The organism is Roseateles sp. GW821-FHT09H11 (assembly GCF_059415845.1).
This window is the reverse complement of record NZ_JBWKOA010000001.1, coordinates 676,718-690,105: the sequence shown is the minus strand read 5'-3', so window position 1 is coordinate 690,105 and position 13,388 is coordinate 676,718. Positions and strand designations below refer to the sequence as shown.

The 13,388-nt window shown below is 71.4% G+C and carries 7 protein-coding genes; 4 read left to right on the top strand and 3 right to left on the bottom strand.

Annotated features, from left to right (window positions below; genetic code table 11):
* Position 1: 1 nt before the first annotated feature.
* Genes sctV through AC07PR_RS02620 form a run of 3 tightly spaced genes read right to left on the bottom strand, consistent with a single transcriptional unit; the run spans position 2 to position 3,906 of the window.
* Complete coding sequence (gene sctV / locus AC07PR_RS02630; protein WP_495134312.1) at positions 2-2,068, bottom strand: type III secretion system export apparatus subunit SctV; 2,067 nt, start codon at positions 2,066-2,068, stop codon at positions 2-4.
* Positions 2,065-3,174 (bottom strand): type III secretion system export apparatus subunit SctU, encoded by a 1,110-nt coding sequence (gene sctU, locus AC07PR_RS02625; RefSeq protein ID WP_483106362.1) that lies wholly within the window; start codon positions 3,172-3,174, stop codon positions 2,065-2,067. Before sctU ends, sctV begins: the two co-directional genes overlap by 4 nt.
* Before the next feature lie 3 nt (positions 3,175-3,177).
* A complete protein-coding gene (locus tag AC07PR_RS02620) occupies positions 3,178-3,906 on the bottom strand; it encodes a GNAT family N-acetyltransferase (RefSeq protein WP_495134311.1) in 729 nt (242 codons plus the stop codon).
* Positions 3,907-4,217: 311 nt separating this feature from the next.
* Here AC07PR_RS02620 and AC07PR_RS02615 point away from each other — a divergent pair, with 311 nt between their 5' ends.
* The 4 genes from AC07PR_RS02615 to AC07PR_RS02600 all read left to right on the top strand — a co-directional run bounded on the left by AC07PR_RS02615 (position 4,218) and on the right by AC07PR_RS02600 (position 13,355).
* Positions 4,218-5,774, top strand: a complete 1,557-nt coding sequence (locus AC07PR_RS02615) for a helix-turn-helix domain-containing protein (RefSeq protein ID WP_495134310.1) — start codon at positions 4,218-4,220, stop codon at positions 5,772-5,774.
* Between the two features lie 9 nt (positions 5,775-5,783).
* Positions 5,784-6,485, top strand: a complete 702-nt coding sequence (locus AC07PR_RS02610; protein WP_495134309.1) for a hypothetical protein — start codon at positions 5,784-5,786, stop codon at positions 6,483-6,485.
* Between the two features lie 192 nt (positions 6,486-6,677).
* Positions 6,678-7,820: a hypothetical protein gene (locus AC07PR_RS02605; RefSeq protein WP_495134308.1), complete on the top strand. Its 1,143-nt coding sequence runs from the start codon at positions 6,678-6,680 to the stop codon at positions 7,818-7,820.
* A gap of 345 nt (positions 7,821-8,165) precedes the next feature.
* Positions 8,166-13,355: a hypothetical protein gene (locus tag AC07PR_RS02600; RefSeq protein WP_495134307.1), complete on the top strand. Its 5,190-nt coding sequence runs from the start codon at positions 8,166-8,168 to the stop codon at positions 13,353-13,355.
* The last annotated feature ends 33 nt before the right edge of the window (positions 13,356-13,388 follow it).

Here is a 13,388-nt window from a genome sequence, read left to right as displayed (position 1 = left end):
CTCAAGCCGCGACGCGGCCGAGCGGCCGCAACTCGACCTGGTTGCCCAGCTCCTGGTACGAGTAGACGCGCAGTCCCTCCAGGCGCGACTCGATGATCTTCTTGACGTAGCGCCGGATGTCCATCGACGTGATCACCGCCACGCCCGCCTCGGGCGTCTCGCCCGCGATGCGCAGCACTTTCTCCGTGATCGCCGCGGCGCTCTCCGGCGGCATCGCCAGGTAGTTGCCGGTGGGCGTCGGCTTGATGCACTGGCGGATCGCCTGCTCGACGCCCGCGTCCAGCAGGATCGCCGACACGTAGTTGCGTCCGCCGCTGGCCTCGAACGCGAGGTAGCGCCCGAGGTCCCCGCGCACGTACTCGGTCAGCAGCAGCATGTCCTTCTCCTTCGGGCCCCAGGTGATCAGGCTCTCGAAGATCGTGCGCACGTTGCGGATCGGCACCTGCTCCTCGAGCAGCCGACGCATCACCTCGGCGATGCGCTGCACCGGCAGGATCTTCTGCACCTCGGCGACCAGGCCCGGGTAGTCCGCCGTGGCCTTGTCGACGATCCACTGGATCTCCTGCACGCCCATGAACTGGTGGGCGTTGCGGCGCAGCAGCAGCATCACCTGGCGCGCCATCACCTGCTCGATGTCCAGGCACTTCGCGCGCTCCGCGTCGGGCACCTGCGCGGGCGGCAGCCACTGCGATTGCGCTTGGTCGAGCAGGGCGCCGTGCGTCGCTGCGGAAGCGGCCCACGGCTCGCCCGCCAGCGCCGCGGGCACCAGCAGCAGGCGGCCCGGCAGCTCGATGTGCCGCACCGGCACGTCGTTGATCAGCACCTCGAAGCGCAGGTCCTCGAGGCTCGGCTCGACCCACATGCACACGCCGGGGAAGGGCACGCCCAGCATGGCCTGCAACTGCAGCCGCTCGCGCTCCATCGCCTGGTCGAGCATGTGCGGCAGCAGCAGCGCGGCCAGCGCCGGCGACATGCGCACGGCCAGCGGCCGCGAGAAGTGCGGTGCCTCCTGCATGATCGACGGCGCGTCGCCCTTGGCACCCTCGCGCTGCAGCGCGGCGATGGGCGCGGAGACGCTCTGCGCCTCGCCGCTCTTGCGCTGGCGCGCGAGGTAGCGGCCCGCCGCCGCCAGGCCGATGCCCAGCGCCAGGAACTGCAGCGCCGGGAAGCCCGGCACCGCCGCGAAGGCCACCGTCAGTCCCGCCGCGAGGTACATCGCCCGCACGTTGGCGGTCATCTGCGCGACGATCTCCTGCCCCAGCGAGCGCGGCTTCTTCTGATGCTCGTCGGCCACGCGGGTGATCAGCACGCCCGCGGCCACGCAGATGAACAGCGACGGGATCTGCGACACCATCGCGTCGCCGATCGACAGCACCGCGAAGCGGTTGGCCGCCTCGCCCGCCGTCATGCCGTGGTACATGATCCCGACGACGATCCCCGCCAGGATGTTGACCAGCGTGATGATCAGGCCCGCGATGGCGTCGCCCTTGACGAACTTCATCGCGCCGTCCATGCCGCCGTGCATCTGGCTCTCCATGCCGAGCAGCGCGCGCTTGCGGCGCGCCTCGTCGCCGGTGAGCAGGCCCGCGCGCAGGTCGGCGTCGATGCTCATCTGCTTGCCCGGCATCGCGTCCAGCGTGAAACGCGCGCCGACCTCGGCCACGCGCTCCGAGCCCTTGGAGATCACGATGAACTGCACCACCGTGATGATGATGAACACCACGATGCCCACGACCAAGTTGCCGCCGACGACCAGTTCACCGAAGCTCTCGATCAGGTGACCGGCGTCGGCGTGCAGCAGGATGGACTTGGTCGACGCGATGTTCAGCGACAGCCGGAACAGCGTCGTGAACAGCAGCAGCGACGGGAACGAGGACAGCGCCACCGCGTTCGGGATGAACAGCGAGGTCATCAGCAGCAGCACGCTCACCGCCAGGTTGACCGCCAGCAGCGTGTCGATGGCCACCGTGGGCAGCGGCAGGATCATCAGGCCGACGATCGCCACCACCAGGAAGCTCATCGCGAGGTCGTTGCCGAGGGTGCTCTTGTCACCCAGTGCCTTGCTCATGCCTTGCTCCCGCTTGGTTTGCCGCTACTGCCACCACCGCCACTGCCACCGCCACTGCTCTTCGCCCCCACGCCGTCGAGCATCGCCACCCAGCGCAGCACCGTGGCCACGGCTTCGAACAGCGCCTCGGGCACCGTCTCGTCGACGGGCACCTTGAACAGCGCGCGCGCCAGCGGCGGATCGCCGACGATGGGCACGCCCGAGGCTTCCGCGATGCGGCGGATCTCCATCGCCTGCGCGTCCGCGCCCTTGGCGACGATCAGCGGCAGCGGCGTCACGCCGGGCTGGTAACGCAGCGCGACGGCGTAGTGCGTCGGATTGGTGACGACCACGGTCGCGTTGGGCACCGTCTTCTTCGGATCGCTGTTGGCCATCTCGAAGGCCAGGCGCTTGCGCTGGCCCTTGACCATCGGATCGCCTTCCATTTCCTTGTATTCGCGCTTGAGCTCGTCCTTGTCCATGCGCTGGTCGCGGATGAACAGCCAGCGCTGCAGCGCGAAGTCCACGGGACCCAGCACGACCAGCGCGATCACCGCGGCGACGAAGAGCTTGAGCATCGCGGTCCATGCGACCGTGGCCACGCCTGTCGGCGTCTGTGTCGCGGCGCCGACCATCAGCGGGATCAGGCCCATGGTGATGATCGCGATCACGCAGCCGACCAGGATGGCCTTGAACACGGTCTTCACGAACTCGATGATCGAGCGCAGCGAGATCAGCTTCTTCAGCCCGGAGCCCGGGTTGACCTTGTCGAAGTTGGGCGTGAGCGGCTCGAAGGTGATGTTGAAGCCGACCTGCGCGAAGGACGCGATCAGGCCGACGAAGATCGCCGCGACGACGAAGGGCAGCACGATCCACAAGCCCTCGATGGCGATGTCGTAGGCCACGGCGAACACGTCGCTGTCCGTCTTGGCCTGCAGCCCGACGCCGCTGGCCAGCGCGAACAGCCGCTCCAGATGGCTGAGCGCGGTGGCGCTGGCGGCGCTCAGGCAGACGGTGATCACCAGCAGGCCGGCCGCGGCGTTGATGTCCTGGCTCTTGGGCGACTGGCCCTTCTTCTTCGCATCGTCCAGCTTCTTCTGGCTGGGTTGTTCGGTCTTTTCCCCCATGGCTCAAGGGGTCGCGGCGTCCGCGACGTCAGTGACGTCCGTGACGTCCGGAAGGTCCAGGGCCTCGGCGGGCTGCGTCTCGTCGAAGTCCCGCACGACGTCGGCCAGCGTCATCCCGAGCAGCACCATGTCGCGCCGCTTGCCGAAGGCGGTGACCGCGCCGGGCAGCTCGCCCCAGGCGCTGAAGCCGGCCCGCCGCAGCACCGACAGGCTGGCGGCGTTGTCGCTCCAGACCATGGCCAGCAGCCGGTCCACGCGCCACACCGGCGCCTGCGTGATCAGGTGCTTGATCAGCCGCGTGCCGACGCCGCGTCCGCGCCAGCGCGGCGCGACGTAGTAGGCCAGCTCGAACAGCGAGGACAGGCCGGGCCGGTCATGCAGGCCCAGCGATCCCATCCAGCCGACGGTCTCGCCACGCTGCGTCGCGATCACCATCGGGCGTCGGTAGAACTGGTGGAGCTCGATCTGCAGCTTGGCCATCGGCACGCTCATCGGGCCGATGTAGTTGGCGTCCTTCACCGCGTCCTTGTCCTTGACCTTGGCGAGTTCCTCCGCCACCCAGCGCGCGCCGTCAGCCTCGCTCACGCCGGCGGGCTGATAGGGCTGCGTGCGCAGCGAGGCGTTGTAGATCGCCGCGACCGAGGTGGCGTCCTGCGTCGTGGCGGGCCGCAACGCGATGAGGTCGGAGATCGCGTTGGCGTTCTTCTCGGCGAGAGGAAGGGCTAGGGACACGGGGGGCTCCTCGGGGTTGAGGCGCACTGTCCCTGCCGGCACCGGCGCGAGGCGAGGAGGGGGCGAAGCGATTTGCGCGGACGCGAATCCGTGCCCGATGAGCCGGCGCGGCGCTCACTTCGTGTTGAGGATTGTTGAGGATTTCATCGTGAAGACATGAGGCCGCCGAAGTGGGCGGCTGCCTAGCATGAGCCCACGCCGAAACGCACACGGCGGGCGATACGGCCGCGATGAATGCGTGATCAATGCACGTTCAGGCGCATCCGGATGTATCCGACAACGCACTCGATACGCATGGAAGGGGAGTTCACATGTTGTTGCTGACCTTGGGCAGCCTGAGGCTTGCCGAGCAGGATGGAGACGTCGCCGCCGCGGTGGCGCGCGGCGATGTGCAGGAGGCCTTGCGGCTCGGGCTGGGCCGGCTTGATCGTGGGGCAGGCGGCGATCCCGAGCGGCTCGCGGCGCTGGGCCAGGTGCTGGGGCAGGCGCTGCTGGCCGCCGGGCGCGACGAGCAGGCGGAGGAGCTCTTCCAGAAGCAGCTCAAGATGTACGAGGGACTGCCGCGCGCGCAGGTGCGCTGGCTGTCGTCGATGGACCGGGGCTTCCTGTTCCTGCACCTGAACAAGCCGGGTCGCGCGGCGGAGACCTTCAACGTGGTGGCCGATGCGGACGACGCGCCGCCGGCGCTGCGGGTCGAGGCGCTGGCCGGCATGGCGCAGGCGATGCAGTCCATGGGCGAGCACCGCCGGGCGGCGCGCACGCTGGCCTTCGCGATGGCGCTGGCCGACGCGATGGACGCGCCCTCGCTGATGATGCCGCTGCTGACGGCGATCGAGCTGGAGGTCCAGGTCTGCCGCGCGCTGCGGCACTACGACGACCTCGCCGGCGCGGAGCTGCCGCGGGACCGCGACGTGCGCGCGGCGCTGCGATCGTCGGCGCGCGCGCTGGCGGCACTGCCGGGTGTGGTGGCGCGACTCGAGTTCCTGATCGCGCTCGTGGCGCCCGAGCCCGCGTTGATCGGCGGCCAGGGCGGGCAGGGCGGAGAGAGCGTGGACGGTCTCTTCGACGGCGTGCGCTGGTATCGCGACCGCCGCCTCGCGCCGATGGAAGAACGCGCCCGCGTCGAAGCCGCGCTGGCGCTGCTGGACCGCGGCCAGGCGCGCACGGCCTATGACATCCTGGGTCCGCTGGCCATCGACGATGCGCGCCAGCTCCACCACCGCCATGCGATCGAGCTGCGCTACTGCGCGTCGAAGCTGCATGCGATGAACGGCCGCCACTCCGACGCGCTGCGCTGCTATCGCCAGCATGCGCAGCTGTCGCTGGCGCGGCTGCGTTTCGAGCTGACGCGGGTGCCGTACTCGCGCTTCCTCGAGCAGCAGGAGCGCGCCGAACAGGCCGATGCGGATCAACTGCGTCTGCCCCCGCGTTATCGCCGTGCCTACCAATACATCCTGGACCACCTGCACGACCGGGCGTTGTCGGTCCGTCGCATCGCCGCGGAGATCGACGTCACCGAGCGCGCGCTGCAGATGGCCTTCCGCGCCAACCTCGGCCTGACGCCAGCGGAAGTGATCCGCAAGCTGCGCATGGCCTGCATCCGGACCGAGCTGCAGCAGATGGCCGGTCGCGACAGCGTGCTGGCGGTCGCGGCGCGCTGGGGCATGGCCAATCGCTCGACGCTGGCCCACAACTACCGACAGCAGTTCGGCGAGACCCCGAGCGCCACGGCGAGCCTGCCGAGCTTCGCGGAGCTGCCGTCCATCGCGGCCACCGTGGCGGCGGCGGTCGCCGGGAGCGGCTCCGGAACGGGCGTGGGGATGAGCGCCGACGCCGGTCGACGCGTGTTCTCCGTCGACGGCGTCTGAGCACGCGCCATGCGCGGCGATCCGCCACGGCTCCCGGCGCGGCCGTCGTCGGCGTCGGCCAGTTCCTCGGCGGCCTCGGCCGAGGAGGTCCGCCCGCTGCCCGGAGATCCGTCGGCACGCCGGCGGGATGAGGCCAGCGGTCGTCGCCAGGCCTCGGCCAGCCGGTTGATGGGCGTGGTGACGCGGCATCTGCTCGATGACGAGGAGGAACGCGTCACCGGGGACGCCTCGCACGACCGGGGTTCACACCTGGCACCGGCGGCGCCGAACTCGGGGTCGGACGGTGTCGCGAAGGCGAGCGTGCGCGCGTCGGCCAGCGGCGGCAAGGGCAAGGCACCGCCGCGCGGAACGCCGGGGCCGGTCGTGCGTCGCGGCGCGTCGTCGGCGCGCCGTCCGCCGCCGCCGGAGGACGACGTGTGGGCGCAGAGCGTTGATGCGGCGGATGGCGCCGGTCGCGTCGTCGGTCCCGAATCGCGCATCCAGCCGGGGCGCAGCACGGCGCGCATCGAGGGCGTGCGGCCCGAGGCCACGGAGCGCGTCGGTCGCTCGCCACGCATGCGCATCGCAAGCTGGGGCGCGGTGCTGGCCGCGGTCGCGGCGCTGGTCGTGATGATCGCGGCGGGCTGGCTGGACATCGCGCCTCATGGATCGTCTGGCGATGCGGCCGGGGAGAGCGGGCGTATCAGTCCTCAGCATGGCGAGGCCCGTTGACTGCCGAGTCCGCTGGCCCTCACCCCCACCCTCTCCCGCCAGCGGGAGAGGGAGTTCGACCGACGCTCTTCTTGCTTCCTCTTCCGCAAGCGGGAGACCCCCTTCGCATCGTCGAAGGGCCCTTCGTTCCGCGGTTACCTCCCGATGCGAATCCCTCCACAGTGGTGTGAAAACGTATCAGGAGGAAGGTTGATGTTCGATGTCTACCAGGGGCGTGCGCAGCCGCTGCCGATGCCGGGCGGCGCGGCGGGAACCGACGCCGCGGAACTCTTCGTCATTTCCAATACGCCGCAGCCCGCTGTCAGCGCCCGGCTGCGCGCGCGGCAGGCCGCGCAGGCGTTGCAGGCCCGGAAGGCGGCGCGTGTGAAGGAGCTGGCCGCCGCCATCGAGGCGATGCGCGACGCTCGTCAGGCGCTGCCACTGCGCATGGATCGGGTGCTGGCGGCAGAAGCCGCCCAGGCCGAATGCGAGGCCGCGATCCTGGCGATCCAGCATCAGGTGACGGCCGCGCTTGCCGCCGCCGGGGCTGAACTGGCCGCGCGGCAGGCCGTGAGCAACAAGGCCCAGGAGGCCCTGGATGACGCCGCCGGGAGCCTGCGACGCAGCGAGGAACGGATGCGCCGGCGCTCGCCCGCGCTGTCCGAACATGCCGCCGCGCTGGCGAGGGCGACCGGCGCCTATCGGGAAGCGCAGGCGGCCGCGCTGTCGCGCCGGGACGCGGCGCGAGCGGCGGAGATGCGGCTGCGCGACGCGATCGGCGCGATGAACCGGACCGTCCGCCCGCATTCGCTGGCCCTGGCCGCGCTGGGCGGCGCGGCCGAGATCGCGCTCGACGATGCCAGGAAGGCGCTGTCCGAGCACCGGCGCGCGGTCGATGCCGCGGCGCGGGTGGTCGAGGACATCGGCCACACCGACGCGGCCAGCGATGCGTTGACGGCGCAACTGGCGCAACACGCGCAGTGCGTCCAGGCGCATGCCGACGCAGTGGCGGCCATCGCGCCCGGCGCTCGGCTGCAGTGGCAGGCGCAGGACTGCGGGGCGGCGATCGCGATGCAGCGGGCGGGGATTCGCCGCCTCGCCGGCGAGGTCGACGCGGAGCACATCGTCGTGGTGATGCGGCGCAACGACCTGATGCGCCACCAGGGCGCCGAGGCGGCGGCCATCCAGAACCGATCCGCGCGCCGGGGCGCGGCGGCCAAGGCGGACCAACGCGCCGAGGCCAGCGCGCGGACTTTCGACGATCAACGCGAGGCGGCCGACGCCGCCGCCGCCACGATCGAGCGGGCGATCGCGCGGCTGCGCGAGGTCCTGACCGGCGCGCCGCTCCGGACCTGATCGCGGCAGTCGGCGATCGCCGACGGCCTTCAGTACTGCCACCGCCGCTGGCCCTCACCCCAACCCTCTCCCGCAAGCGGGAGAGGGAGTGAGAACGGTGCGGGCATCACTCACTCTGTCGCTGGCGGGAGAGTGATTCTGCAGGTCAGCTCGGTGCACGCTCGCTCCCTCTCCCGCTTGCGGGAGAGGGCGGGGGTGAGGGCCAGCGGACTCGGCAGTCAACAAGCTTCTGCACGGTAGCGCCTCTCGGCGGGACTTCGGGTCGTCGACAGGCGCTTCGGCTCGCAGCGACTGCCCGAACGGACTACGCCCGACAGTGTCGCGAAAGACATCAGGGGACGGTCGATGGTCCAGTTTTTCGCACGCAACCGCGCCGGCATGCCGCCGCCGCCCCTGACCACGCCGCTGCCGCCCACGACCGGCGGCACCGGCACCGCAGGAACGCAGAACGCGACCGTGCCTGGCGCCCTGCAAGGCCTGACCCCGACCGGCGGCACCGTCGCCACCCGGCAGAGCCAGCGGCCGCGGATGAACCTGCTCGGCCGGACCGGCAATGCGCAGGCGCAAGCGCAGACGCCGGCCGTGCTGCCCGACATCGCGACGGCGATGGGGCAGGCCCACGGCGCGCATGGCCAGGTGGCGGCGCGCGTCGATGGCGAGGCCTCGGCCAACGCCGCGCTCAACAAGCGCCAGCAATCGATCCAGGACCTCCAGCAGCGCGGCACCGCCGCGGCCGCCGCGGCGGTGGCCGAAGCGCCGCGGCGTCAGGCCGAGCTGACGTCTGCGCAGGCGCAGGCCCAGCAGACCGCGGCGGCCTTGCCCCATCTCCAGACGGAAGTGAACCGGCATCAGGGCTTGCTGAACGCGGCGCGGGCGCAGGTCCCCGCGCTCGACGCCGCAGTGCACGCCGCCCGCAACGATCCCGCCTTGGGAAGGGAGAGGACGAACCTGAACAACGCCGAGCGCGCGCTGCGGCTCGCGCAGAGCGCTCCGCCAGATCCGCCGGCGCCGGCACAGCCCGCCCCTGCGGGAGCCGGTCCCGCGGCGCCCACCCGCGCGCAACGGATCGCGCAGGCGACGGCGGATCGGGACAACGCCAACACGGCCCTTCAGCAGCTGAGGCAGGCGATCACCACGGCGGAGAACCGCCGGACGCTCAACAACACCGCCATCGACACGCACGCCACCGACTTCGCGACCGCACAGGCGGACCAGCGCACGGGCATCGCGGCGCATGCCGCCGCCCAGCAGCGGGTGACGGCGGCCAACGATGCGATCGCGCGACTCACCCATGCGAGCCAGACGCTGGCCACGCTGACCGCCGCGAACTCGCCCGAGCAGCGGGCCATGCAGGACCATGCCGCAGCCGCGCAGACCGCCGTGCCCCATGCGGTCGCCGCGACGCAGGCGCATCGCACGCTGGCGCAATCCACGGCCGATGCGGCGGAGAGCACCCGCACGGCCGCCACGCATCGCGATGCGGAAGCGAAGCAGCAGGGGATCACCGACGCGGCCATCGACCGCCATGCGCAGGCGCGCGACCGCCTGCAGCCCGGCGGGGATCTGCACGCCCACCACCAGGCCTGCCAGCAGGCCGTGAATGCCGCCCAGGCCGCGATGCCCGCGCCAGCGCCGGGCGCTCCTCCGCCGGCGCCCAGCCGGGCCCTGCAGCGGGCCAATGCCGATCTGACACTGGCGCAGAACGCCATCCACACGCAGCAGACGGTGGTGGCGCAACTCCTCACCGCAGCCAATGTCGAGCGTGGCAACCTGGCCACGTGCCAGAACCATGTGCAGACGAGTGGACCCCTCGAGACCACCGCCAATCAGCAGCGGGACCAGCACCGGGTCGCGGCTGACAATGCGGATGCCACCGCCCGTGCCAGCGCCCGGGCGCGCGACGCGCGCGAGCTCGCCGCCGATCAGGCACAGCAGCGGGTCGGGCACGCGATCGACGCGTTGTGCGAGGAGATCCGTCCCAAGGCCGCGCCGCCGCATCCGGACGAGCGCTCCATCGGGCACAAGGCCAAGGACACCCTGCTGAGCCGACCGCTGGCCGCGGTGGAGCGGCGCATGGCACCGGTCAAGGTCGACTTTGCCGTCGGGTCCATCACCGGCTCCACCAGCGGCAGCGCGCCGACCAAGTTCAACAATGGCGTTCCGCCGGCCCGGACACCGACGGACAAGGTCCTGAGCGACGGCGCCCTGAAGCGCGTCGATGCGCATGTGAAGGTCGCCGCCGGCGGCGCGGCGAATCTGCTGACGGACGCGTCCATCCGCACCCAGCGCGCGGCGCAGACACCACCGGCCTTCGGCAATGCGGCGGCCTTCGCGTCCGAGGTCGGTCGCATGTTCGCGACCGAGACGCACGCGACCGAGTCCACGCCGGTCGGGACGATGCTGGCGCAGGCGCTGCTCACCCATCCCAATCCCGACCCGGCCGGCCGGCCCGACGGTCATCCGCTGCGTCATGAGCAGGCGCTGCTGATCGCGACGACGCTGCGCACGGTCACCGACGATCCGACCGTCGCCGCGCATGTCTACAACGCGCTCTGGAACAGCGGCGGCCCGGCGCTGCCGGGCATGGTGCCGCGTGGCCCGGCGCCGTCGCCGCTGGCCGGCGTGACGACGGCGCCGCCCGGGCCGGAGGTGGAGCGGCTGGCCAATGCCGCCAAGCGCGCGCTCGCCGCGACGTCCGGCGGCATGCAGGCGCTGCTGGACCTGCAGGGACTGTCGCTGCCGCCGGCGGCGCCGATGCCGGCGGCGCTCGGGCCGAATCCGACCCCCGCCGCCCAGACCACCCACAACGCGGCGTTGGCGGCCTTCCAGACGCGCCAGCATGCCGAGCATGCGGTCGAGCACTACAAGCTCGGCCTGCGCGCCGAGAGCGCCTTGCTGGCGCAGGGATTCAACGTCGGCGGCAACCAGACACCGGCGGACTTCCGCGCCGCCATCGCGGCGCATCCCGAGCACGTCAAGCTGATCGACCACAGGCGCCTGGGCACGGGCAACATGCGCCGCGGCACGGCGCAGCGCCGGGATCCGGAACATCCGGCCACGCTGCCCACGCAGGCCTTTCTCTACGCGGCGGACAACCTCACCCGCGCGCGAGGCGCGGCCGATCCGAATCCGGACATGAAGCCCGCCTACGTCGCGCTGCGCAACGGCTTCACGGAGAGCGGGTCGGGCTCCGACTTCCACCTGATGGCCAAGCGGCTGCACAAGTTCTGCAAGTACATCGACCTCGCCTGCAAGACGCAGGTTTCGGGACCCGGCGTGCGGGACTCGCTCCGTCATCCGATCGATTCGATGCGGCGCAAGGTCGGCAAGGACAAGACGCCGCTGAAGACGCTGATGCAGGCGGGACCGCTCGGGTCGGAGATCGGCACCGTGCCGGGCGAGCATGCCAAGCGGCTCAAGGGGGCGCTGGACCGGAGCAGGACGCTGCTGTTGGACGACGTGCGGGCCAATGCCGCGACCATGACCGGCGACGAGCGCACCCGCGCGGTCATGCGCCTGGCGGTGATGGACGCATGGAACGCGAAGGTGCCCGCGGCTGCCGATCCGCTGATCGACCTGACGCAGGGGCTGCGGCTCACGCAGGCCGAGATCGGCGCGGCCGCGGCCCGCGTCAACGACGAGATCTCCAATCCGCCGCCGCCGGCCGGAACGCCCGCGGGAGCACCGCCGCCGGTGCACGTGGCGCCCCCGGCGCTGAACCAGACCCTCGTGGATGCCGATGCCGCCGCGCACGCGGACAAGGCGCTGCTGCCCGGGACGCTGAACGACTGGGTGAAGGCAGGGCGGCTCAGCGCGTCCGGCGCGCCCGGATCGGTGCCGCAGGGCGGCGCGGCCGAGGTCACGCAGCTCCGGGGAGACCTGAAGGTCCTGCGCGGCAAGGCGGCGATGGACAGCGATCTCGCGCAGTTGCAGCGCGACTTCGACGCCGCCACGCCGCAGGCTCGTCAGGACATCCTGCGCCAGGTGCTGGTCACCGTCGTCGCCGGCGGCGACATGACGGATTACAGCGACGGCCGCAAGTTCGGCGTCGGCGGCATGTTCGGTTACGGCGTGGCCAGCGTGGACGGGATCGGCGGCCTGACGACGGGCATCACGCCGGTGGGCGAATTCAACGTCGACCGCAGCCGCACGGCGGTGCTCAAGGCGGGCGTGGCCTCCAACACCGGCGTGATCTTCCTCGGCAACGAGACCAAGGTCACCGAGATGCTGGGCGGCGGCGTGCGCGTGGGCGCGCAGGTCGGCAAGCTGGGCGGCAGCGTGCAGGCGATGGCGCGGCTGGGCGGCGCGCACCTGTTCAGCAAGGGGCTGATGATCCGCACCAACAAGACAGGCACGGAGCACCGGCAACTGACGGCCTCGCTGACGCCCGCGCAGTCGACGGCCATGCGGGCGCCGGAGGGCAGCTGGAAGCGCATGAGCGAACTGACGGTGAACTCGATCTTCGCGCTCGCCGCGCAGAACGGGCAGAACGGCGCGCCGGCGCGCCCCGCCAACGGCGGCGAGATGTGGGCGCAGATGGTGGGCAAGGTCGGCGACTACCGCGACATCTCCTTCGGCTGGAACGAGGGCAAGTCGCACCAGGTGAACGGCTCGCTCAGCGTCGACGGCAGCGGCAGCGGCAAGATCCTGGGCGTGGCCAGCGCGTCGGGCACGGCGGGCGTCGCGCTCAAGCACACCTTCATGAACCGCAGCAAGGCCAAGGACGAAGCCGGCGCGACGCGGACGGTGCAGGCCGGCAGCGGGTCGCGCACCTCGCTGGGCGCGGCGGCGAGCGTGGGCGTCTCGCATCCGACGATCAAGCGCGCCGACCAGCCCGATGTCGGCGTCTTCGCGCGGCACAAGGTCGGCGTGGAGACGGAGCTGGTGATCCAGGCGAAGAACGGCTTCGTGCGCATCACCACGGAGGATGGCAAGGTCAAGCCGAACATCTCGTACAAGCACCGCGAGTACGCCGTGCAGGACGACTTCATCAAGCTGGTGAACAAGGAGAGCGGCCAGTGGCAGGCGCGGCTGGGCCAGCGCGGCCCGGACGGCGTGCTGCGCGGCGGCGACGAGGCGCTGAAGGGCTTCCTCCAACAGATGGTCAATCTGCCGCCGGGCAACAACCGCCTGTTCATCGAACGCAAGTGCCTGACGCCGGAGGCGGCGGACACGATCAACGCCTGCCTGGAGCGGATCAACGTGCTGCAGCGGCCGGGGGCGCCGGTGGACGAGGGCGCGGCGACGCAGATCAAGGACCTGCAGAAGCAGATCGCGGCGCATGTCGAGGCGGAGGCCAGCTGGCAGCCGTTCCGGCTGTTCGTCAACGAGTTGAATCAGCGCGCGCGGGACTCGTCGGTGGCGAGCGGCGAGTTCCGCGCGACGCCGAAGGCGGCAGAAGACAAGGAGGCCGGTCCGCAAGGCTTTGCCGAACGCTTCCTCGGCGGCGGCAAGGTCACGCTGGGCGGGAAGATCAACACCGCCCACGGCGGGCGGGACCTGATCACGATCGATGCGCAGCCGGCACGGCTGTGAGGCCGTGATACGCGGTCCCGGTCCCCTGCGGCG

Excerpts from the sequence above, each read along its gene's own strand:
- sctV (WP_495134312.1), bottom strand. The coding sequence starts at position 2,068 with ATGAGCAAGGCACTGGGTGACAAGAGCACCCTCGGCAACGACCTCGCG.
- AC07PR_RS02600 (WP_495134307.1), top strand. The coding sequence starts at position 8,166 with ATGGTCCAGTTTTTCGCACGCAACCGCGCCGGCATGCCGCCGCCGCCC.
- sctU (WP_483106362.1), bottom strand. The coding sequence starts at position 3,174 with ATGGGGGAAAAGACCGAACAACCCAGCCAGAAGAAGCTGGACGATGCG.
- AC07PR_RS02615 (WP_495134310.1), top strand. The coding sequence starts at position 4,218 with ATGTTGTTGCTGACCTTGGGCAGCCTGAGGCTTGCCGAGCAGGATGGA.
- AC07PR_RS02610 (WP_495134309.1), top strand. The coding sequence starts at position 5,784 with ATGCGCGGCGATCCGCCACGGCTCCCGGCGCGGCCGTCGTCGGCGTCG.
- AC07PR_RS02605 (WP_495134308.1), top strand. The coding sequence starts at position 6,678 with ATGTTCGATGTCTACCAGGGGCGTGCGCAGCCGCTGCCGATGCCGGGC.